This window comes from Achromobacter arsenitoxydans SY8, assembly GCF_000236785.1.
Taxonomy (GTDB): domain Bacteria; phylum Pseudomonadota; class Gammaproteobacteria; order Burkholderiales; family Burkholderiaceae_B; genus Achromobacter; species Achromobacter arsenitoxydans.
In genome coordinates this window covers 131,338-152,423 of sequence record NZ_AGUF01000001.1, presented here as the reverse complement: position 1 = coordinate 152,423, position 21,086 = coordinate 131,338, and the positions used below count along the sequence as shown (strand labels likewise).

The 21,086-nt window shown below is 67.3% G+C and carries 19 protein-coding genes; 13 read left to right on the top strand and 6 right to left on the bottom strand.

Features of this window, described 5'->3' with window-relative positions; all coding sequences use genetic code 11:
- The 4 genes from KYC_RS00725 to KYC_RS00710 all read left to right on the top strand — a co-directional run.
- Positions 1–233 (top strand): SPOR domain-containing protein (locus tag KYC_RS00725; protein WP_008157730.1); only part of this gene is annotated, 233 nt, incomplete at its 5' end.
- Positions 234–310: 77 nt separating this feature from the next.
- Positions 311–943, top strand: a complete 633-nt coding sequence (locus KYC_RS00720; protein ID WP_008157728.1) for a thiol:disulfide interchange protein DsbA/DsbL — start codon at positions 311–313, stop codon at positions 941–943.
- A 153-nt stretch (positions 944–1,096) separates the two neighbouring features.
- Complete coding sequence (locus KYC_RS00715; protein ID WP_008157726.1) at positions 1,097–2,320, top strand: ABC transporter substrate-binding protein; 1,224 nt, start codon at positions 1,097–1,099, stop codon at positions 2,318–2,320.
- Positions 2,317–3,264: an alpha/beta hydrolase gene (locus tag KYC_RS00710; protein WP_008157724.1), complete on the top strand. Its 948-nt coding sequence runs from the start codon at positions 2,317–2,319 to the stop codon at positions 3,262–3,264. Before KYC_RS00715 ends, KYC_RS00710 begins: the two co-directional genes overlap by 4 nt.
- 21 nt (positions 3,265–3,285) lie before the next feature.
- On the opposite strand, the gene metC is transcribed toward KYC_RS00710, so the two are convergent.
- On the bottom strand, positions 3,286–4,503 hold the full coding sequence (gene metC / locus KYC_RS00705; protein WP_043517168.1) for a cystathionine beta-lyase: 1,218 nt from the start codon (positions 4,501–4,503) through the stop codon (positions 3,286–3,288).
- Between the two features lie 58 nt (positions 4,504–4,561).
- Complete coding sequence (locus KYC_RS00700) at positions 4,562–5,287, bottom strand: nitroreductase (protein ID WP_008157720.1); 726 nt, start codon at positions 5,285–5,287, stop codon at positions 4,562–4,564.
- An 85-nt stretch (positions 5,288–5,372) separates the two neighbouring features.
- Here KYC_RS00700 and KYC_RS00695 point away from each other — a divergent pair, with 85 nt between their 5' ends.
- Complete coding sequence (locus KYC_RS00695; protein ID WP_008157718.1) at positions 5,373–5,999, top strand: LysE family translocator; 627 nt, start codon at positions 5,373–5,375, stop codon at positions 5,997–5,999.
- Positions 6,000–6,026: 27 nt separating this feature from the next.
- Here the strand turns inward: KYC_RS00695 and KYC_RS00690 are convergent, their stop codons facing one another.
- Positions 6,027–7,094 (bottom strand): MBL fold metallo-hydrolase, encoded by a 1,068-nt coding sequence (locus tag KYC_RS00690; protein WP_008157716.1) that lies wholly within the window; start codon positions 7,092–7,094, stop codon positions 6,027–6,029.
- Positions 7,095–7,163: 69 nt separating this feature from the next.
- On the opposite strand from KYC_RS00690, the gene KYC_RS00685 reads away from it, so the two are divergent.
- Positions 7,164–7,544 carry a MerR family transcriptional regulator gene (locus tag KYC_RS00685; protein ID WP_008157713.1) on the top strand — a complete coding sequence of 127 codons (381 nt, stop codon included), beginning with the start codon at positions 7,164–7,166 and terminating at the stop codon, positions 7,542–7,544.
- A 10-nt stretch (positions 7,545–7,554) separates the two neighbouring features.
- Positions 7,555–7,887, top strand: a complete 333-nt coding sequence (locus KYC_RS00680) for a YnfA family protein (RefSeq protein ID WP_008157710.1) — start codon at positions 7,555–7,557, stop codon at positions 7,885–7,887.
- Between the two features lie 74 nt (positions 7,888–7,961).
- Here KYC_RS00680 and KYC_RS00675 read toward each other — a convergent pair whose 3' ends face one another.
- Positions 7,962–8,933 (bottom strand): Bug family tripartite tricarboxylate transporter substrate binding protein, encoded by a 972-nt coding sequence (locus KYC_RS00675; protein WP_043517156.1) that lies wholly within the window; start codon positions 8,931–8,933, stop codon positions 7,962–7,964.
- A gap of 58 nt (positions 8,934–8,991) precedes the next feature.
- Positions 8,992–10,167, bottom strand: coding sequence for a M20 aminoacylase family protein (locus KYC_RS00670; RefSeq protein ID WP_008157706.1), 1,176 nt, complete (start codon positions 10,165–10,167; stop codon positions 8,992–8,994).
- 245 nt (positions 10,168–10,412) lie between these two features.
- On the opposite strand from KYC_RS00670, the gene KYC_RS00665 reads away from it, so the two are divergent.
- The 6 genes from KYC_RS00665 to KYC_RS00640 all read left to right on the top strand — a co-directional run bounded on the left by KYC_RS00665 (position 10,413) and on the right by KYC_RS00640 (position 20,072).
- The gene (locus KYC_RS00665) at positions 10,413–11,591 is read left to right on the top strand and encodes an isovaleryl-CoA dehydrogenase (protein WP_008157704.1); all 1,179 of its coding nucleotides are present in this window, start codon (positions 10,413–10,415) and stop codon (positions 11,589–11,591) included.
- A 22-nt stretch (positions 11,592–11,613) separates the two neighbouring features.
- Entirely contained in the window at positions 11,614–13,488 is a 1,875-nt protein-coding gene (gene aceK, locus KYC_RS00660) for a bifunctional isocitrate dehydrogenase kinase/phosphatase (RefSeq protein WP_008157702.1), read from the top strand.
- Between the two features lie 35 nt (positions 13,489–13,523).
- Positions 13,524–14,705: an acetyl-CoA C-acetyltransferase gene (locus tag KYC_RS00655; RefSeq protein WP_008157700.1), complete on the top strand. Its 1,182-nt coding sequence runs from the start codon at positions 13,524–13,526 to the stop codon at positions 14,703–14,705.
- 222 nt (positions 14,706–14,927) lie between these two features.
- A complete protein-coding gene (locus tag KYC_RS00650) occupies positions 14,928–16,535 on the top strand; it encodes a carboxyl transferase domain-containing protein (protein ID WP_008157698.1) in 1,608 nt (535 codons plus the stop codon).
- A gap of 130 nt (positions 16,536–16,665) precedes the next feature.
- Positions 16,666–18,690, top strand: a complete 2,025-nt coding sequence (locus KYC_RS00645) for an acetyl-CoA carboxylase biotin carboxylase subunit (RefSeq protein WP_008157697.1) — start codon at positions 16,666–16,668, stop codon at positions 18,688–18,690.
- A gap of 152 nt (positions 18,691–18,842) precedes the next feature.
- Positions 18,843–20,072: an MFS transporter gene (locus tag KYC_RS00640; RefSeq protein WP_008157695.1), complete on the top strand. Its 1,230-nt coding sequence runs from the start codon at positions 18,843–18,845 to the stop codon at positions 20,070–20,072.
- 25 nt (positions 20,073–20,097) lie between these two features.
- Here the strand turns inward: KYC_RS00640 and KYC_RS00635 are convergent, their stop codons facing one another.
- Positions 20,098–21,057 carry a DMT family transporter gene (locus tag KYC_RS00635; RefSeq protein ID WP_100148234.1) on the bottom strand — a complete coding sequence of 320 codons (960 nt, stop codon included), beginning with the start codon at positions 21,055–21,057 and terminating at the stop codon, positions 20,098–20,100.
- Between the last annotated feature and the right edge of the window lie 29 nt (positions 21,058–21,086).

Below are 21,086 nucleotides of genomic sequence, written 5' to 3'. Positions count from 1 at the left end.
CCACGGGCACGTACTACCTGCAGGCGGGCGCTTTCCGCGGCGAGAACGACGCGGAATCGCTGAAGGCCCGCATCATCCTCCTGGGCCTGCCGGTGGCGGTCCAGAAGGCCGAATTGAACGGCAAACCCATCAACCGCGTGCGCGTGGGCCCGTTTGCCCGCCTGGACGACATGAACCGGGCGCGCGGCCGGCTGGGCGAGAACAAGATCGAAACCGCCGTGGTGCGCCAATAGGGGCGTCGGCGGATCGTTTACGTTGAACTAATCCGGCCCCGGGCCTGTCTGTAGCTTTTTATCCAGGAACCTCATCCATGCTGTCCCCCAAGCTCATCCGCATCCTGGCAGCCGCCGCGCTGACCGCCACGGCGTTCTTCAGCCCGGTCAGCCACGCGCAAGGCGCCCAGCAGTACGTGCCGATCAACCCGCCGCTGCCCTCGGACACCCCGGGCAAGGTCGAGGTCCTGGAATTCTTCGCCTACACCTGCCCGCATTGCGCCGCCATGGAACCCATGGTCGAAGACTGGGCCAAGACCGCTCCGTCGGACGTGGTGCTCAAGCAGGTGCCGATCGCCTTCAACGCCGGCATGAAGCCGCTGCAGCAGCTCTACTACGCCCTGCTGGCCCTGGACCGCCCCGACCTGCATCCCAAGGTCTTCACCGCCATCCACGGCGAACACAAGCGCCTGTTCGACAAGAAGGCGATGGGCGACTGGATCGCGACCCAAGGCGTGGACCGCGCCAAGTTCGACTCCGTGTTCGACTCGTTCAGCGTGCAGGCCCAAGTGCAGCGCGCCAACCAGCTGGCCCAGGCCTACAACATCGAAGGCACCCCGTCGTTCGCCATCGGCGGCAAGTTCATGACGTCGCCGGTCATGGCCGGCAACAGCTACGAAGGCGCCTTGAAGGAAGTCGACAAGCTGATCCCGATGGCGCGCGCCAAGTAAACCGCGCCGCGGCATCGCCGCCAGACGCCCCGAGCCTCACGGCCGGGGCGTTTTGTTTTTGGCGCGCTTCTTTAGGCCTGCGTTCAGGGGGCCGCGCTACACTTTCGCCACAAGAATTCGCCGCATCGACGGCATCAAACGGGTGGAAGACAAATGAACAGACAATTCCTGCGCAGCCGCGCGGCGTTGAGCCTGGCCCTGGGCCTGTGTTTCGCGTCGGGCGCACCGCTGGCCCATGCCAGCGCCGCCGACGGCGTCAAGATCGGCGTCCTGACGGACATGGCGGGCGTCACCGCCGACGCCACCGGCAAGGGCTCCGTGGAAGCCGCCCGGCTGGCCATCGAGGAAATGGGCGGCTCCGTACTCGGCAAACCCATCTCGCTGGTGTCTGGCGACCACCAGCACCGGCCGGACATCGGCAGCAGCATGGTCCGCAAGTGGTACGACACGGACGGCGTGGACGTCGTGGTGGACGTGCCCAACTCTTCGGTCGCGCTGGCGGTGCAGGGCATCGCGCGGGAAAAGAAAAAGCTGGTGCTGTTTTCCAGCCCCGGCACGACCGCGCTGACGCAGGCGCAGTGCTCGCCCTACGGCGTGCAATGGACCTACACCACCTACGCGCTGTCGCGTGGAACGGCCACCGCCGTCGTCAAGGAAGGCGGCAAGCGCTGGTTCATCCTGGCGTCCGACTACGCCTTCGGCAAGCAGCTTGCCGCCGACACCGAAACGGTGGTCAAGGCGAACGGCGGAGAGGTGGCCGGCACGGTCTTCCATCCCCTGAACGCATCGGACTTCGCATCGTTCCTGCTGCAGGCGCAAGGCTCCAAGGCGCAGATCATCGCCATCGCCAACGCGGGCGGCGACACCATCTCGGCGATCAAGCAGGCGGCGGAATTCGGCATTGGCGGCACGCAGCAGCTGGCGGCGATGCTGCTGCTCCTGACCGACGTGCACAGCCTGGGCCTGGCGGCCGCGCAGAAGACCTACCTGACCGTGCCGTCCTATTGGGACATGAACGACGGCACGCGCGCCTTCACCAAGAAGTTCGAGGCCCGCGTGGGCCGTCCGCCCACCTTCCTGCAGGCCGGCGTCTACAGCTCGGTGCGCCACTACCTGCAGGCGGTGAAGGCCGCGGGCACGGTGGACTCGGACGTCGTGATGGCCAAGATGAAATCGCTGCCCATCGACGATCCCTTCAGCCTGAACGCGCACATCCGCGCCGACGGCCTTGTGGTGCGCGACATGATGCTGGCGCAGGTGAAGACGCCCGAGCAGTCCAAGGCGCCGTGGGACTACTACAACGTTGTGCGCACGATTCCCGGCGACACGCTGGCCTGGCCGCTGTCCGAAAGCCAATGCCCCATGGTCAAGCAATGACGAAGGAACTGGCCCTGGCGGACTTCGGCAGCTTCTATGCGGGCGGCAGGCCCGTGCGCATAGAAGGCCAGCCCACCCGCGACATCGCCTTCACGCAGACCGCGTCGCTGGCCTATGACCCCAACGGCCTTTACCACTTCGAGCAGGCCTACGTGCAGTACTTCATCCCGGCGCAATTGGCGCATCCGCTGCCCATCGTGCTGCTGCACGGCGGCGGGATGACCGGCGCGATGTGGGAGCAGACGCCGGACGGCCGGCAGGGCTGGGTGCAGCACTTCCTGCGGCAGGGGCATGCGGTCTATGTGGTGGACAACGTGGAGCGCGGGCGCGCCGGCTGGGCGCCGTTCGCGCAGGTGTGGCCGGAACCGCCCATCATCCGCAACGCCGAGGAAAGCTGGTCGCTGTTCCGCTTCGGCCGGGCCGAGGACTTCGAGGCGCGGCGCGCTTTCGCGGGCCAGCGCTTCCCGGTAGCCGCCTTCGACAGCTTCATCCGCCACGCGGTGCCGCGCTGGCTGGGCAACAACGACGCCGCGCTGCAGGGCTTTTGCGCCGTGCTGGACCGCGTGGGCCCCTGCCTGGTGCTGGCGCACAGCCATGGCGGAGAAGTGGCCTACCGCGCGCTGCATGCGCGCCCGGACCTTGTGCGCGGCGTGATCGGCATCGAACCGTCCGGGTTTTCCAGCGAGGTCGTGGCGGCCAGCGTTGCAGGCAAGCCGTTTTTGTTCGTCTATGGCGACTACCTGGACGCCACGCCGCTGTGGAGCAAGCTGTGCGCAAGCGGCGCGGCCTACGCCGAGGAGCTGGCGCGCAATGGCGCGCGCGTGGACACGTGGCGCCTGGCCGACATGGGCATAGCGGGCAATTCGCACATGCCCATGATGGACGACAACAGCGACGGCATCGCGGCGCGCATCGGCGCGTGGATCCGCGGCGCAGCGGCCTGACGGCGCCGCGCCGCGAAGGCCTCAGGGCTGGACCTGGGCCTGGGCTTGCGCCTGGAATGCCGCGGCCTTTTCCAGGGCCTGGGTCAGGTCGGCGATGATGTCTTCTGGCGATTCCAGCCCGATGTGCAGGCGGACCAGCGCGTTGTCGCCTTCGCCCCAGTACCGGTGCTTGGACAGGTCCTTGGGCGATACGAGCTGCACCAGGCTTTCATAGCCGCCCCACGAAAAGCCGATGCCGAACAGGGTCAGCGCGTCGACAAAGGCGCGCGCGGCGTCCGGCGACAGGCGCAGTTCCACGGAGAGCATGCCGTTGGACCCGGTGCAGTCGCGCTGCCACAGCGCATGGCCTGGATCCGCGGGCCATGCGGGATGGAACAGGCGTACGGTCTCGGGGCGGCTGTTGAGGAATTCGCAGACCTGCATGGCGTGGCGCGCGTGCTGGGCCATGCGGATGGGCAGGGTGCGCACGCCGCGCAGCGCCAGCCAGGCATCGTCCGCGCTGATGGAGTAGCCCATGGCGTATTGCGTGCGGTTCAGCTTGCGGGCGATGGCTTCGTCGTTGGTGACCACGGCGCCCAGCATCAGGTCGGAATGGCCGCCCACGTACTTGGTGCCAGCGATGACGGAGACTTGCGCGCCCAGGGTCAGCGGACGGTAGATGTAGCCGGATCCCCAGGTGTTGTCGGTGGCCAGCACCAGGCCGTGGTCCTTGGCGAACGCGGCCATGGCGCCCATGTCCAGCATTTCGAAGAGCAGCGAACCGGGCGATTCCACATACAGCAGCGTGGTGTTCGGCTGCACCAGCGCTTCCAGGTCGTCGTCCGCCGAGAAATACGTGATGGAGATGTTCATGCGCTTGAGGACAGCGTCGTCCAGTTCGCGCATTGGGCCATACACGCAGTCGGAGATCAGGGCGTGGTCGCCCGCCGAGCACAGCGCCATCATGACCATGGTCATGGCCGACAGGCCCGAGGGCGCCAGGTAGCAGTGCGTGCCGCCTTCCAGTTGCGTGAACACGGCTTCGAGCGCGGCATGGGTGTCCATGCCCATGCGGCCGTAAGTGGTGGCCCGGCCGCCGGCCGCCTTGCTGCGCTGCGCGTTTTCCAGGGCGGCGATGTTGGCGAAGCGCACCGTGCTGGCCCGCATGGGGGGCAGCGGCACCGGCGCCGTGCCGGTCTCGGGATTGAACGGGGCGGTGCCCGCGTGCTGGAGAACCGTATCAATGTGTTTGGTAGGCATCTTCAAAGGGTGCGACAAAACCGGGGAAACCAAACCATATCAGGAGGCGGGAAGAATTTCAGCGTATCCAGCTGACCGTTTCTTCCAATTCCGCCCGCCGGGTGCGGTAGCTGTTGGCCGGATGCGCGGCGTCCGCATAGCCGAAGGAGATGCCGCAGACCACGCGCCGGTCGGACCCGATGCCCAGGACCTCGCGCAGGATTTCCGGATACATGGCCAGCGACGCCTGGGCCACGGTGGCCACGCCATTGGCCTGGGCCGCCAGCAGGAAATTGGCGACATAGCCGCCGCAGTCCATGGCGCCGTATTCGCCCAGGGCCTCGTCGGTGGTGACGATGGCGACGTGCGGCGCGTCGAACAGCGCAAAGTTGCGCATTTCCTGGCGCCGGTAGGCCTCGCGGTCGCCGCGCGGCACGCCCACGGCGCCGTACAGCTGGAAGCCCGATTCGCGGCGGCGGGCCAGGTAGTCGCCCCGGTATTCGCGCGGGAAGGGGAAGTCGGGCGTGAATCCGTCACGCTGCGCACGGCGCTGCAGCGCGTCGCTGAGCCGCCGCGTGCCGTCGCCTTCGGTGATGGCCACCTGCCAGGGCTGGCAGTTGCACCAGGACGCGGTGCGCTGCGCCAGGGCCAGGATGCGTTCGATGGTGGCGCGCGGCACGGGATCGGGGAGAAACGCGCGGCAGCTATGGCGCGCAAGCAGCCAGGTTTCGAGCGCGGCATCGGCCGCCGCGGCGGCCGATGCCGCGGTTTCAGTTTGCGTGTCGGGATGTGCGGCGGCGGTCATGGTCGGTCTGTCTCCTGGTCTGATCGGCTTTGCCCTTATGATGCCACTGTCCGGCGCCGGCCGGCCCCGCTTCCGACGAGACCCCATGCTGCCCCTCGACACCCTGATCGCATTCTTCGGCATTGCCGTGCTGCTGGCCCTGACTCCCGGGCCCGACAACCTGTTCGTGCTGATGCAGTCGGCGATCTGGGGCCGCAAGGCGGGCATGTTCGTCGTGCTGGGCCTGTGCACGGGGCTGCTGGGACATACCGCTGCCGTGGCGGTGGGGCTGGCCGCGGTGTTCGCGGCCTCGCCCATGGCGTTCACCGTGCTCAAGCTTGCGGGCGCGGCCTACCTGGCCTGGCTGGCGTGGCAGATCCTGCGCGCGCCGGTGGAATCCGAAGCCGGCAAGCGTCCCGAGCCAATGCGGCCCGGCGCCCTGTATCGCCGCGGCATCGTCATGAACCTGACGAATCCCAAGGTGCTGCTGTTCTTCTTCGCCTTCCTGCCGCAGTTCACCTCGCCCCGGCTGGGTCCGGTGGGCCTGCAGACCATGCAGCTGGGCGCGGTCTTCATGGTGTCGACGCTGCTGGTGTTCGGCGCCATCGCCTTCTTTTCGGGCGCGTTCGGCGAACTACTGCAGCGCTCGGTCACCGCCAAGCGCTGGCTGAACCGCATCGCCGCGCTGGTGTTCGTGGGGCTGGCGGTCCGGCTGGCGACGGCGACGCGCTAAAGCCCCGCGCCGCCTGTCCGGCCCCGCTCAGGCGGCCTTGAAGCGCACGATGCCGTCCGCATCCAGGGCGCGCGTCAGTTTTCCTTCGAAGTACAGCGCGTGCAGGTGCGCCAGCGCCTCGCCCATGGCGAAGGTGAGCTGGTGCAGATCCAGTTTGCGCTTGAACAGCACGGGCACGATGTCGGACGTGGACTGCGGCGCGACTGCACAGGCTTCCAGCACCTCCGCCAGCCGGTCGCGGTGATGCTCGTGCTGCTGGGCGATGCGTTCGTGCAGGCCCTTGAACGGGCGGCCGTGCGACGGCAGCACCAGCGTGTCGTCCGGCAGGCCGTCATAGCCGTCCAGCGACCGCAAGTACAGGGGCAGGGAATTGGCGTCGGGTTCGTAGTCAAACACGCTGACGTTGGTGGAAATGCGCGGCAACACCATGTCCCCGGAAATCAGCACGCCCAGGTCCGGCGAGAACAGCGACGCATGCTCGGGCGCGTGGCCATAGCCGACGATGACGCGCCAGTCGCGCCCGCCGATGCGGACCTGGTCGCCGTGCATGATGCGGGTGTAGCGGGAGGGCACCGCGGGAACCAGGTTGGGGTAGTAGCTGGCGCGCTGGCGGATCTGTTCCTGCGCATCCGGGTCGGTCAGACCATGACGGGCGAAATGCTCGACCGCCGATTGTCCGCCCGGCCCTACGCCAGCGTCATTGCGGCGCGACGACCAGAGCGAGGCCACCATGTAGTCGGTCATCGTCATCCACAGCCGCGCATTCCAGCGTTCGCACAGCCAATAGGCCAGGCCGATGTGGTCAGGATGCATGTGGGTGACCAGCACGCGCAGCACGGGCAGGCCGTCCAGTTCGTTCTTGAACACGTCTTCCCACAGCGTCTTCACTTCGTCGCGCGAGATGCCGCAGTCGACGATGGTCCAGCCGTCCTTGCCGTCAATGTTGTCGCGCAGCAGCCAGAGGTTGATATGATCCAGCGCGAACGGCAGCGGCATCCGGATCCATTTGACCCCTTCCGCCACCACATGCGCGCGGCCGGCTTCGGGCTGGAAATCGGCCCAGGGGTACTGAAGCTTCTGTTCGTTGGGGTTCATTGCCTCTCCACGCTTGACGATCCGGTCAAGTCATCATAATTTACGTTTACGTAAACTGCCACACGTCGCATGCCCCCGTCAACCTGGACCATCTCTGAACTCTCGCGCGAGTTCGACGTCACGCCCCGCACGATTCGCTTCTATGAAGACCAGGGGATCGTCAGCCCGGCGCGCGAGGGCCGCAACCGTATCTTCGGGCCACGCGACCGCACGCGCCTGAAACTGGCCCTGCGGGGCAAGCGGCTGGGCCTGCAGCTGTCCGAAATCCTGACGCTCATCGACATGTACGACGGACCGGGCGACACCGAGGTGCAGTTGCGACAGTACCTGAGCGTGCTGGAACAGCACCGCGCCACGCTGGAACAGCAGCGTCGCGACATTGACGACACCCTGCACGAAATCGCCGAACAGGAGCGCCAGTGCCGCGTCCTGCTGGCGCAGAAACCCTAGGGCCCCGCGCATGGCCGCCCTGCAGACCGTCGCGCTGTTCATCTTGACCGCGCTGGCCGAGATCATCGGCTGCTACCTGCCTTACCTGTGGCTGCGTAAAGGCCATTCCATCTGGCTATTGGCGCCCGCCGCGCTCAGCCTGGCGCTGTTCGCGTGGCTGCTGACGCTGCACCCCACCGCGTCGGGCCGGGTCTATGCCGCCTATGGCGGCGTCTATATCGGCATGGCGCTGCTGTGGCTCTGGGCCGTGGACGGCGTGCGCCCCAGCGCCAGCGACTGGATCGGCGTGGGTCTGTGCCTGGCGGGCATGCTGGTGATCATGTTCGGGCCGCGCAGCGCGTAGTCCGGCTTGCTCGCACCTACAAAAAAAGCGCGCGAACCCCAAGGGTCGCGCGCTTTTTTTTCATACGCCGCCGTTTACTCGGCCTTGATGTTGCCTTCCTTGATGATGCGGGCGTTGTTCGTGAACTCGGCCTGCACCTGCTTGGCGAAGGCCTCGCCCGAGGCCGTGCCCGGCTGCAGGAACGACTTGGCCAGCAGGTCCTGGAACTCCGCGCTGGCCACGGCCTTGGTCAACGCGGCCTGCAGCGGCTGCGACACCGCCGGCGGCAGGTTGGCGGGCGCGAACACGCCGAAGTTCGAGTAGTACTGCGCCTGCGGCAGCTTCAGCTCGGCCATCGTCGGCACGTCCGGCCACGCGGCCAGACGCTGCGGCGCCATCACGGCCAGCGGCTTGAGCGCGCCGTTGGCGACGTGCGGCAACACGACATCGCTGTTGACCACCAGCAGTTCCACCACGCCGCCCAGCCCGTCGGTCAGCGCCTGGCTGTTGCCGCGATAGGGCACGTGCAGCATCTTGGTGCCGGTCTGGGTCGTCACGGCGGCCATGCCGATGTGGGCCACGGTGCCCTGGCCCGGCGTGCCGTAGCGCACGCCTTCCGGATGCGACTTGGCGTATTCGACCAGGCCCGCGAAATCCTTCACCGGCAACGCCTTGGTCGCCACGATGGCGACCGGCGCCACGGCCACGCTGGCCACCGGCGTCAGGTCTTTCATCGGGTCGTAGTTGGTCTTGGCCAGGTGCGGGAAGATGGTCAGCGGGCTGGTCGAGGCCAACAGCAGCGTGGTGCCGTCCGGCTGCGCCCGCGCCACGTAGTCCGTGCCCACGGAAGCGCCCGCGCCAGGCTTGTTCTCGACGATGACGGTCACGTTCGCTTCCTTGCGCAGCGCGTCGCCCAGGCGGCGCCCGATCGCATCGGCGCTGCCGCCTGCGGTGTAGGGCACGACCACGGTGACAGGCTTGGCCGGCCAGGTCTGGGCCATTGCGCCGCTTGCCATGATTGCCAGGGCCGCCCCCGCGGCCTTGATCAGCAATGTCTTCTTTTTCATATCGTCCTAGTGATGTTGCGTAGCACTGCGTTGGTAAAACGGATAGCGGTAAAGCACATCACGCAAGGTAGCGTTGCGCCAGGCGAACCCAGTACGACGCGCCCGCCGGAATCAGAGAATCATTGAAGTCATAGCTGGCGTTGTGCAGCATGCAGGGGCCCAGGCCGTGGCCCGCCATGCGGTGTTCGCCGTCGCCGTTGCCCAGGAACACGTAGCAGCCAGGCTTTTCCTGCAGCAGGAAGGCAAAGTCTTCCGACGCCATGGCCGGTTCGATCGTCAGCGCGCGGTCCTCGCCCACGACCTCGCGCATGACGCCCATGCAGAACTCGGTCTCGGCCACGGTGTTGACCAGCGCCGGGTAGCGGCGCTCGAAGAAAACGTCGGCCTCGCAGCCGTGCGCGGCGGCGATGTTGCCGGCGATCTCCTTCATCCGGCGTTCGATCAGGTCGACCACGTCGGTGCTGTAGGCCCGCACCGAGCCGCCCAGCCACGCCGTGTTCGGGATCACGTTGATGACGCTGCCGCCCGCCTGCACCTGGGTGATCGACAGCACGGCGGCGTCCAGCGGGCGCTTGCTGCGCGTCAGGATGGTCTGCAGCGACTGGCCGATGGCGAACAGCGCGGGCACCGGGTCATTGCAGTCCTGCGGCGCGGCGGCATGGCCGCCCTTGCCCTTGACCGTGATCTTGAAGCCGTTGGCGGCCGCCATCATGGGGCCGGAACAGACGCCGAACGAACCGGCCGGCAGGCCCGGCCAGTTGTGCATGCCGAACACGGCTTCGCACGGGAAGCGCGTGAACAGGCCGTCCTGGATCATGGCGCGGCCGCCCGCGCCGCCTTCTTCGGCCGGCTGGAAGCACAGGTACACCGTGCCGTCGAAGCCGCCCGCCGTCTGCAGGTGCTGCGCGGCGGCCAGCAGCATGGCCGTATGCCCGTCATGGCCGCAGCCGTGCATCTTGCCGTCGTGGCGCGAGCGGTGTTCGAACTGGTTTTCCTCCTGCATGGGCAGGGCGTCCATGTCGGCGCGCAGCATGATGGCCCGGTCCGACGTGCCGCGCTTGATCACGCCCACGACGCCGGTCTTGGCGATGCCGGTATGCGTCTCGATGCCCCAGCCGCGCAGCGCGTCCGCCACCACCTTGGCCGTGCGGTGCTCCTCGTAGCAAAGCTCGGGATGCATATGGATGTCGCGGCGCAGCGCCACAATGTCGTCCAGGTTGGAAAGTTCGAGCACGGCTTACTCCATCGAGGTGATTCAGGATTCAAGGATCGGCAGGAATATTACTCACCGCTACTCCCCGGGACGGTCATGAGGCGCTAGGGATAACCCGAATCCAATTTACGTTTACGTAAACGTAATATTTGCACTGCATCATTGCGCGGCGTCGAGTGATCGGCGCATCATGAGCCTCACCCGGCTACCAGGCGAAGCAACGGGCGCCGACAAGAATGTAAGTACCCACTATCACGGAGACACTGATGAACCTTCCCGGCCTGAACTTCGACCTGGGCGAAGACCTGGACATGCTGCGCGACGCCGTACGCAATTTCGCGCAGGCCGAGATCGCGCCGCGCGCCGCGGAAGTCGATCGCAGCGACCAGTTCCCCATGGACCTCTGGCGCAAATTCGGTGAACTCGGCGTCCTGGGCATGACCGCCGACGAAGAATACGGCGGCGCCAACCTGGGCTACCTGGCCCACATGGTCGTGATGGAGGAAATCTCGCGCGCCAGCGCCTCGGTGGGCCTGTCCTACGGCGCCCACTCCAACCTGTGCGTGAACCAGATCAACCGCAACGGCACGGCCGCCCAGAAGGCGAAGTACCTGCCCAAGCTGATCTCCGGCGAACACGTGGGCGCCCTGGCCATGAGCGAGCCCGGCGCGGGCTCCGACGTCGTCAGCATGAAGCTGCGCGCGGACAAGAAAGGCGACCGCTACGTGCTGAACGGCACCAAGATGTGGATCACCAACGGCCCCGACGCCGACACGCTGGTCGTCTACGCCAAGACCGACCCCGAAGCCCACCAGCGCGGCATCACCGCCTTCCTGGTGGAAAAGGGCTTTAAGGGCTTCTCGGTGGCGCAGAAGCTGGACAAGCTGGGCATGCGCGGCAGCCACACCGGCGAACTGGTGTTCCAGGACTGCGAGATCCCCGAGGAAAACGTGCTGGGCCAGGTCAATGGCGGCGTCAAAGTGCTGATGAGCGGCCTGGACTACGAACGCGCCGTGCTGTCCGGCGGCCCGCTGGGCATCATGCAGGCCGTAATGGACGTCGTGGTGCCCTACATCCATGACCGCAAGCAGTTCGGCCAGGCCATCGGCGAATTCCAGCTCATCCAGGGCAAGGTCGCCGACCTGTACACCACCCTGCAGGCCAGCCGCGCCTTCTGCTACCAAGTGGGCAAGAACCTGGACAAGCTGGGCTCGGAACACGTGCGCCAGGTGCGCAAGGACTGCGCGGCGCTGATCCTGTACACGGCGGAAAAAGCCACGTGGATGGCCGGCGAGGGCGTGCAGATCCTGGGCGGAAACGGCTACATCAACGAATACCCGGTGGGCCGCCTGTGGCGCGACGCCAAGCTGTATGAAATCGGCGCCGGCACCAGCGAGATCCGCCGCATGCTGATCGGCCGCGAACTGTTCAACGAAACCGCCTGACGGACCAGCAGGCCGCGCCGCCATGATCCGCATGTCCGACGTCCAGCACATCGAGCAGGCGCCCGCACCGGGGCCCGCGCCGCTGGACGTCGCGCGCCTGATCCTGGCAGGCTTCGACCGCCACTATGCGCTGTTCCGCTACAGCGCGCAGCGCGCCAAGGCGCTGTTCGAATCCGGCGACTGGCACGGCATCCAGCACCTGTCGCGCGAACGGATCGAGTACTACGACATGCGGGTGCGCGAATGCGCCACCCAGCTTGAAGGCGTGCTGCGCGGGCGGCCGGAAGGCGCCGTCGGCAGCGCCACGAACGGCGCGGGCAACGGCGCCGCCGCGCCGTCCCTGACCGAAGCCCAGACCGCGTTCTGGCAACAGATCAAGCAGGAATTCGTGGGCCTGCTGGGAGAACACCGCCAGCCCGAATGCGCCGAAACCTTCTTCAACTCGGTGTCGTGCCGCCTGCTGCACCGGGACTACTTCCACAATGATTTCCTGTTTGTCCGGCCGGCGGTCGCCACCGACTACCTGGACAGCAGCGTGCCGTCGTACCGCGTGTACTACCCGGCGACGGACGGACTGGAAAAAAGCCTGATCCGCATGGTGGCTGACTTCGGCCTGGCCCTGCCGTTCGAGGACCTGCCGCGCGACACCCGGCTGCTGGCGCGCGCCGCCGTGTCGCAGCTGCGCGCGATTCTGCCGCGCCACGTGGGCCGGCGCATCGCCAGCGACTGCCAGATCCACGCGCTGGGCTCGCTGTTCTTCCGCAACAAAGGCGCCTACATCGTCGGGCGGCTGATCAACCAGACCACCGTCTATCCCTTTGCCGTGGCGCTCACGCGCAACCCGGCGGGGCAGGTCGTGCTGGACGCGCTGCTGCTGGGCGCGGACGACCTGAGCACGCTGTTCAGCTTCACGCGCGCCTATTTCCTGGTGGACATGGAAACGCCCGCCGCGGTGGTGAACTTCCTGTCGAGCCTCCTGCCGCGCAAGCCCAAAGCCGAGCTCTACACCATGATCGGCCTGCAAAAGCAGGGCAAGACGCTGTTCTACCGCGACTTCCTGCATCACCTGGCCCATTCGCGCGATGCCTTCGACATCGCCCCCGGCATCAAGGGCATGGTGATGTGCGTGTTCACGCTTCCGTCCTACCCCTATGTGTTCAAGCTGATCAAAGACCACATCGACAAGGACGGCATGGACCACGCCACCGTGCGGCGCAAGTACCAGATGGTGAAGCTGCACGACCGCGTGGGCCGCATGGCCGACACCTGGGAGTATTCGCAGGTGGCGCTGCCGCGCGCGCGCTTCGCGCCCGCGCTGCTGGACGAACTGCGCCGGCTGGTGCCCAGCCTGCTGGAAGAAACCGCCGACACGGTGGTCATCCGCCACGTCTACATCGAACGCCGGATGACGCCGTTGAACATCTATCTGCGCCAGGCGCCGGACGCCCTGCTGGACCCGGCCGTGCGCGAATACGGGGACGCCATCCGGCAGCTGGCCGCCGCCAATATCTTCCCCGGCGACATGCTTTACAAGAACTTCGGCGTCACGCGCCTGGGCCGGGTCGTCTTTTACGACTACGACGAAATCCAGCGCATGACCGAAATGAACTTCCGGCGCATACCGCCGGCCCCGAACGAAGAAGCGGAACTGGCTTCCGAGCCCTGGTACGCGATCGGCCCGAACGACGTTTTCCCCGAGGAGTTCGGCCGCTTTCTGCTGGGCGACGCGCGCGTGCGCGGCGCCTTCATGCGTCACCATTCCGACCTGCTGGAACCGGAGTGGTGGCAGGCCTGCCGCGCCCATGTGGCGCAGGGCCGGATTGAAGAATTTTTCCCTTACGATACGGACAGACGCCTGCGCCAAGAACGCCCTTCAAGCGGCAACGCGGTGTTGTAACCGAAACGCTGTCCCGACCCTCACAGGAGCTAGTCATGTCAGATCCCATCGTTATCGTTTCCGTCGCCCGCACGCCCATGGGCGGCATGCTGGGCAACCTGTCCGGCCTGGCCGCGCACGAGCTGGGCTCGGTGGCCATCAAGGCCGCGGTCGAGCGCGCCGGCATCAAGGCCGAGCAAGTCGACGAAGTCATCATGGGCAACGTGCTGCAAGCCGGCCAGGGCCAGGCGCCCGCCCGCCAGGCCGCGCTGGGCGCCGGCCTGCCGCTGGGCGTCGCGTGCACCACGATCCACAAGGTCTGCGGTTCCGGCCTGAAGGCGGCCATGTTCGGCCATGACCTGCTGGCCTCGGGCAGCGCCAACATCGTTGTCGCCGGCGGCCAGGAAAGCATGAGCAACGCGCCCTACCTGCTGCTCAAGGGCCGCCAGGGCTACCGCTACGGCCACAACACCGTGTACGACCACATGGCCCTGGACGGCCTGGAAGACGCCTACGACAAGGGCAAGGCCATGGGCGTGTTCGCCGAGGACTGCGCGTCGAAGTATTTGTTCACGCGCGAACAGCAGGACGAGTTCTCGCTGGAATCGCTGCGCCGCGCCCGCGCCGCATCGGAAGACGGCAGCTTCAAGTGGGAAATCGCCCCCGTCACCGTAGCCGGCCGCAAGGGCGACACCGTGATCGACACCGACGAAGCCCCCACCAAGGCCATGCCGGAAAAGATCCCCACCCTGAAGCCCGCGTTCAAGAAGGACGGCACGGTCACGGCCGCCAACTCGTCGTCGATTTCCGACGGCGCGGCCGCCATGGTGCTGATGCGCGCGTCCACCGCCGAAAAGCTTGGCGTCAAGCCGCTGGCCCGCATCGTCGCCCACAGCCAGCACTCGCAAGAGCCCAACTGGTTCACCACCGCCCCCGTCGGCGCGCTGAAGAACCTGTTCGCCAAGACCGGCTGGAAGGCCGAGGACGTGGACCTGTACGAGATCAACGAAGCCTTCGCGGTGGTCACCATGGCCGCCATGACCGACTTCAAGCTTCCGCACGAAAAGGTCAACGTCCACGGCGGCGCCACCGCGCTGGGCCACCCGATCGGCGCCTCGGGCGCCCGCCTGATGGCCACGCTGATCGGCGCGCTGCGCAAGACCGGCGGCAAGCGCGGCGTGGCCACGCTGTGCATCGGCGGCGGTGAAGCCGTCGCGATGGCCATCGAAATGATCTAAGCCCTTGTTCGGGACGCGGGCGAAAGCCCGCTTCCCGAGCAGGATTCCGCTGCGCCTTTTCGGCATTGCACACACCGCGACGGGTCGGTCGCGGGCCATGCAGGAAAGGCGCAACGAAATCCAGAATTCCAAATCGACAAAAACTCCCGGACCACCGGGCAGCGAGACAAACCGCTCTTCGAGCGCCCACAAATTCCAATCAAGCAGGACGGGTGGTACCCCATGCCCATCATCGAATCCCGCATCAATCCGCGGTCGCAGGATTACACCGACAATGCAAGCGCCATGCAGGCGCAGCTGGATGACCTGAACCAGAAGCTGGCGCAGACCGCGCTGGGCGGCAGCGAATCCGCGCGCGCCAAGCACGTGGCGCGCGGCAAGCTGCTGCCGCGCGAGCGCGTGGAAAACCTGATCGACCCGGGCACGCCGTTCCTGGAACTGTCGCCCATGGCGGCGCACGGCATGTACGACGGCGACGCGCCCGGCGCGGGCGTCATCACCGGCATCGGCCGCGTGTCGGGCACCGAATGCGTCATCGTATGCAACGACGCCACGGTCAAGGGCGGCACCTACTATCCGATGACGGTCAAAAAGCATCTGCGCGCGCAGGAAATCGCTGCGCAGAACCATCTGCCCTGCGTGTACCTGGTGGACTCCGGCGGCGCCAACCTGCCGCAGCAGGATGAAGTCTTTCCCGACCGCGAACACTTCGGCCGCATCTTCTACAACCAGGCGCAGATGTCCTCGCAGGGCATCTCGCAGATCGCCGTGGTGATGGGATCTTGCACTGCCGGCGGCGCCTATGTGCCCGCCATGAGCGACGAGTCCATCATCGTCAAGAACCAGGGCACCATCTTCCTGGGCGGCCCGCCTCTCGTAAAGGCCGCCACGGGCGAGGAAGTCAGCGCCGAAGACCTGGGCGGCGGCGACGTGCACACGCGCCTGTCCGGCGTGGTGGACCACCTGGCCGCCAACGACATGCACGCGCTGCAACTGGCGCGCAACGCCGTGGCGCGGCTGAACCGCAAGAAGCCCCAGCCGCTGGCCACGATCCCCGTGCGCGAGCCGCGCTACGACCCCAGCGAACTGAACGGCATCATCCCCGCCGACACCCGCAAGCCCTACGACGTGCGCGAGGTCATCGCGCGCATCGTGGACGGCTCGGAGTTCGACGAGTTCAAGGCGCGCTTCGGCCCCACGCTGGTCACCGGCTTTGCGCACATTCACGGCATGCCCGTCGGCATCGTCGCGAACAACGGCATCCTGTTTTCCGAGTCCGCGCAGAAGGGCGCGCACTTCATCGAACTGTGCGCGCAGCGCAAGATTCCGCTGGTGTTCCTGCAGAACATCACCGGCTTCATGGTCGGCCGCAAGTACGAAAACGAAGGCATCGCGCGCCACGGCGCCAAGATGGTGACGGCCGTGGCTACGGCCAACGTGCCGAAGTTCACCGTGCTGATCGGCGGCTCGTTCGGCGCAGGCAATTACGGCATGTGCGGCCGCGCCTATTCGCCGCGCATGCTCTTCATGTGGCCCAACGCCCGTATCTCGGTCATGGGCGGCGAACAGGCCGCAAGCGTGCTGGCCACGGTCAAGCGCGACGGCATCGAGGCGCGCGGCGGCCAGTGGTCGGCGGATGAAGAGAATGCCTTCAAGGCGCCGATCCGCGAACAATACGAACGCGAAGGTCATCCGTATTACGCCACCGCGCGGCTGTGGGACGACGGCATCATCGCGCCGGCGGACACGCGCCGTGTGCTGGGGCTGGCGCTGTCGGCGGCGCTGAACGCTCCGATTGAAGACACGAAATTCGGCGTCTTCCGCATGTGAATGGGACCCACCCCCTACGCGCTTCGCGCGCCCCCTCAAGGGAGCGGCACCGGCGGACCGGCGAAGCCGGATCCGCGGCGCCCCCGATTGGGCTGGCGCTCCACCAAACACCTTCAGCTTGGATAACGCTATGTTCGACACTCTGCTGATTGCCAACCGCGGCGAAATCGCCTGCCGCGTCGCCGCCACCGCCCGCCGCATGGGCCTGCGCACCGTCGCCGTCTATTCCGACGCAGACGCCAACGCGCGCCACGTCGCCGCCTGCGACCAGGCCGTTTACATCGGCGGCTCCGAGCCGCGCGCCAGCTACCTGCGCGCCGACGCCATCCTGCAGGCCGCGCGCGACACCGGCGCCGGCGCCATCCACCCCGGCTACGGCTTTCTGTCGGAAAACGAAGCCTTCGCGCAGGCCGCTGAAGAAGCCGGCATCGCCTTCGTCGGCCCGCCGGCGTCCGCCATCGCCGCCATGGGCAGCAAGTCCGCCGCCAAAACCCTGATGGAAAAGGCCGGCGTGCCGCTGGTGCCCGGCTATCACGGCGACAACCAGGATCCGCAGTTTCTCAAGTCGCAGGCCGACGCCATCGGCTACCCCGTGCTGATCAAGGCCAGCGCGGGCGGCGGCGGCAAGGGCATGCGCGTCGTGGACTCGTCCGGCGCCTTCCTGGACGCGCTGGCCTCGTGCCAGCGTGAAGCGGCGTCCAGCTTCGGCGACGACCGCGTGCTGATCGAACGCTACCTGCAAAAGCCGCGCCACATTGAAATCCAAGTGTTCGCCGACACGCACGGCAACTGCGTCTACCTGTTCGAACGCGACTGCTCGGTGCAGCGCCGCCACCAGAAGGTGATCGAAGAAGCGCCCGCGCCCGGCATGACCGAAGAGCGCCGCCGCGCCATGGGCGAAGCCGCGGTCGCCGCCGCGCGCGCCGTGGGCTACGTGGGCGCGGGCACGGTGGAATTCATCGCCGAGCCCGACGGCCGCTTCTACTTCATGGAAATGAACACCCGGCTGCAGGTCGAGCATCCGGTGACCGAAATGATCACCGGCCACGACCTGGTCGAATGGCAGCTGCGCGTGGCCGCCGGCCAGCCGCTGCCGGCGCGCCAGGAAGACCTGCGCATCAACGGCCACGCCATCGAGGCCCGCATCTACGCCGAGAACCCCGAGAAGGGCTTCCTGCCGTCGATCGGCACGCTGGCCTACCTGGGCCTGCCTGCCCACACCGCGTTCGCCAACGGCGATATCCGCGTCGACGGCGGGGTGCGCATGGGCGACACCATCACGCCGTTCTACGACCCGATGATCGCCAAGCTCATCGTGCACGGCGCCGACCGCGACCAGGCCCGCGCCCGCATGCTGCAGGCCCTGGCGCAGACGCAGGCCGTGGGCGTGCAGACCAACGTGGCCTTCCTGTCCCGCCTCATGAAGGACAGCGCCTTTGCCGCGGCGGACCTGGACACGGGTCTCATCGAGCGCCAGCGCGCCACACTGCTGCCCGAACCCCAAGCCGCCAGCGCCGACATCCTGGCGCTGGCGTCTGCCGCCGTGCTGGTGCGCCAGGGCCTGGCCCAGCCCGGATCGCAAGGCGCCGGCAAGGGACCGGCCGATCCCTGGGACGCGCGCGACGGCTGGCGCCTGGGCGGCCAGTACCACCGCCACCTGCAATGGATCGACAACGGCGAGACCCGCCGCGTCACCGTGGCCCGGCAGGGCGGCGCCTGGACGCTGGACACCGGCGACGGCCCGCGGCCCTTCCTGTGGCGCTCCCACGCCAGCGCCAACCCCAACCTGGCCTACGGCCTGCGCATCACCCTGCAAGGCCACGAGAGCGCCGGCACGGTCGTTCTGCACGCCGACCGCGCCTACGTATTCCGTGAAGACGGCGCGCACGTCCTGGACCTCTATGACGCGCTGACGCACTCGCAGGACACGCAGGGCGACCACGGCGCCGGCCTGGCCGCGCCCATGCCCGGCAAAATCATCTCCATCGCGGTCAAAGCGGGCGACACCGTCGAGAAAGGCCAGCCCCTGCTGGTCATGGAAGCCATGAAGATGGAGCACACCATCTCCGCCACCGCGGACGGCACCGTGGCCGAAGTGTTCTACGGCGTAGGCGACCAGGTGACGGAAGGCGCAGAACTGGTGTCGATCGAATAAACGCGCGCGGCGCCAAACCGCGCTCCCGGCGGCTCCGGACGTTCGCGTCCCGAGCCGCTGTTTATTTGGCCATGCCGCTTGCGGCGGGGTTTAGCTGCGCGTCAGCCCACGCCGCCTAGAATCGGACGTTCCCCGCGCGTCACGCTTCCCCCATGCCCGACTCTCCCAGTCCGCTTTCCCGTCCCCCATTCCTGCATTTCCTCTTTGCGCGCGTCAGCGCGTCGCTGGCATTCCAGATCGTGTCCGTGGCGGTGGGCTGGCAGATCTACGCGCTGTCGGGCAGCGCCATCGACCTGGGCCTGATCGGCCTGGCGCAGTTCCTGCCCATGGCCGCGCTGACGCTGGTCGTCGGCCACGTGGCCGACCGCTACGACCGCCGCAAGATCGTTGCCGTCTGCATGGCGCTGGAAGCCCTGGCCACACTGGTGCTGGCCATCGCCGCGCTGCACGGCGTGGGCGGCAAGACGCTGATCTACGCCACGATCATCATCATGAGCTCGGCGCGCGCCTTCGAGGCGCCAACCCTGTCCACGCTGATCCCCGCCGTAGTTCCACGCGAATGGCTGCCCCGCGCCACCGCCCTGTCGTCTTCGGGAGGCCAAATCGCGCAGATCGCCGGCCCCGCGCTGGGCGGCGTCGGCTACGGACTGGGCGCGGGGTGGATCTACTGCGTGGCCGCGGCGCTGTACCTGACGGCGTTTGCGTCCATCGCCACCCTGGTCATCGACCGCGCGCCGCCCCGCAAGGAGCCCACGACGTGGCGCACCCTGTTCGGCGGCATCACCTTCATCTTCCAGCGCCGCCTGCTGCTGGGCACGCTGTCGCTGGACCTCTTCGCCGTGCTGCTGGGTGGCGCGACGGCCCTGCTGCCCATCTTCGCCAAGGACATCCTGAACGCCGGCCCCTGGGCGCTGGGCGCACTGCGCGCCGCGCCCGCCTGCGGGGCGGCGCTGATGTCGTTGACGCTGGCCAGGCTGAGCCTGGGCGAAAACGTCGGACGGCTGCTGTTCGGCTCGCTCATCGTCTTCGGCCTGGCGACCACCGTGTTCGGCTTGTCGACCTCGATCCCGCTGTCAGTCGCCGCGCTGGTCGTGCTGGGCGCGGCGGACGCCGTCAGCGTCGTCGTGCGTTCATCGCTGGTGCAGCTGAATACGCCCGACCACATGCTGGGACGGGTCAGCGCGGTAAATACGCTCTTCATCGGCGCGTCCAATCAGCTTGGCGAATTCGAATCCGGCCTGACGGCGCACCTGTTCGGCGCCGTGCCCGCCGTGGTGATCGGCGGGATCGGAACGATTGCGGTGGCGGGATTGTGGATGCGATGGTTCCCCGAACTGAGGCGGTTGCGGACGCTGCAGGGGAACGAGGTCGCGCAGACCTAGCTGGCAACGGGCATCCGCGCCCTGGTCACCGCGCCTTCTGCTGGCGCCAAGGTCTGCCGTCGCGTTCCGCGGTCCAGATCGCCACGCCCATGATTACGATCCCCACCAGTTGCAGGCTGCCTAGGCGCCGATCAAAGTACAGCCAGTCGATCAGGATCGCCACCGCCGGATAGACAAACTGGAAAACGGCGATCCGCCCCGTCGGCAGGCGCGCCATACCCGCGTATATCAGCGAGTAGGCCAGGGCGGTGTGTATCAGCCCCAGGCCTGCCAGCCAGAACCAGGAAGCCCCCCACGCGGGCCAGCCCTGCTGCATCGGCCACACCCACAACACCGCCGCGCCCACTGCGCATTGCCACCATGCCAGGACGCCCGTGGGCATAGGGCCCAGCCGCCGCGTCATGACCGTTGCGAAGGCGGTGCAAATCGACCCGATCAGACAGAACGCCACGCCCCACCAATAGCCCGCCTGCGCCGCAGGCGAAGACGCGGAAGCATTGTGCTCCAGCACGCCTGTCGCCAGCACCAGCCCACCCATCGCGAAGAGGATCGAGACAAGACGTTGCCGGCTGCTGCGCTCGTGCAGCCATACCGCGCCCAGCAGCAGCACCCACATGGGCTGAATATGGAACAGCACCACCGCCATGCCCGCGGAAGTCCGTTCTATCGCGGCAAAGAACAGCACCCAGCTCAGCACGATCAGCGAACCCGCAGCCAGCGCCAGCGGCGCGGTGGACCGGGACAGGACCAACGCGCGGCCCTGTCCTCGGGCCAGCATCCACACGGTAAGGCCGGCAAGGCCGAACACACATCGAAACCACGCCGTCGTCAGCGCGCCGGCGCCCGCCATGTGCACGAACACCCCGATAGTCCCCAGCAGGCCCGAACCCAGCAAAAACGGCAGGGCGCCCACGTACTTGTCCGCGCGCGCAGCGGATGTGGCTTGTGCCGTGAAGGCGGGATGCATGGGCTGATTCGTGTTCATGCAGCCAGTGTGCCGCCCAATCAACCGGG

Excerpts from the sequence above, each read along its gene's own strand:
- KYC_RS00665 (WP_008157704.1), top strand. The coding sequence starts at position 10,413 with ATGAACCTTCCCGGCCTGAACTTCGACCTGGGCGAAGACCTGGACATG.
- KYC_RS00640 (WP_008157695.1), top strand. The coding sequence starts at position 18,843 with ATGCCCGACTCTCCCAGTCCGCTTTCCCGTCCCCCATTCCTGCATTTC.
- KYC_RS00710 (WP_008157724.1), top strand. The coding sequence starts at position 2,317 with ATGACGAAGGAACTGGCCCTGGCGGACTTCGGCAGCTTCTATGCGGGC.
- KYC_RS00695 (WP_008157718.1), top strand. The coding sequence starts at position 5,373 with ATGCTGCCCCTCGACACCCTGATCGCATTCTTCGGCATTGCCGTGCTG.
- metC (WP_043517168.1), bottom strand. The coding sequence starts at position 4,503 with ATGCCTACCAAACACATTGATACGGTTCTCCAGCACGCGGGCACCGCC.
- KYC_RS00645 (WP_008157697.1), top strand. The coding sequence starts at position 16,666 with ATGTTCGACACTCTGCTGATTGCCAACCGCGGCGAAATCGCCTGCCGC.
- KYC_RS00655 (WP_008157700.1), top strand. The coding sequence starts at position 13,524 with ATGTCAGATCCCATCGTTATCGTTTCCGTCGCCCGCACGCCCATGGGC.
- KYC_RS00715 (WP_008157726.1), top strand. The coding sequence starts at position 1,097 with ATGAACAGACAATTCCTGCGCAGCCGCGCGGCGTTGAGCCTGGCCCTG.
- KYC_RS00685 (WP_008157713.1), top strand. The coding sequence starts at position 7,164 with ATGCCCCCGTCAACCTGGACCATCTCTGAACTCTCGCGCGAGTTCGAC.
- KYC_RS00680 (WP_008157710.1), top strand. The coding sequence starts at position 7,555 with ATGGCCGCCCTGCAGACCGTCGCGCTGTTCATCTTGACCGCGCTGGCC.
- aceK (WP_008157702.1), top strand. The coding sequence starts at position 11,614 with ATGATCCGCATGTCCGACGTCCAGCACATCGAGCAGGCGCCCGCACCG.
- KYC_RS00650 (WP_008157698.1), top strand. The coding sequence starts at position 14,928 with ATGCCCATCATCGAATCCCGCATCAATCCGCGGTCGCAGGATTACACC.
- KYC_RS00635 (WP_100148234.1), bottom strand. The coding sequence starts at position 21,057 with ATGAACACGAATCAGCCCATGCATCCCGCCTTCACGGCACAAGCCACA.
- KYC_RS00675 (WP_043517156.1), bottom strand. The coding sequence starts at position 8,933 with ATGAAAAAGAAGACATTGCTGATCAAGGCCGCGGGGGCGGCCCTGGCA.
- KYC_RS00720 (WP_008157728.1), top strand. The coding sequence starts at position 311 with ATGCTGTCCCCCAAGCTCATCCGCATCCTGGCAGCCGCCGCGCTGACC.
- KYC_RS00690 (WP_008157716.1), bottom strand. The coding sequence starts at position 7,094 with ATGAACCCCAACGAACAGAAGCTTCAGTACCCCTGGGCCGATTTCCAG.
- KYC_RS00700 (WP_008157720.1), bottom strand. The coding sequence starts at position 5,287 with ATGACCGCCGCCGCACATCCCGACACGCAAACTGAAACCGCGGCATCG.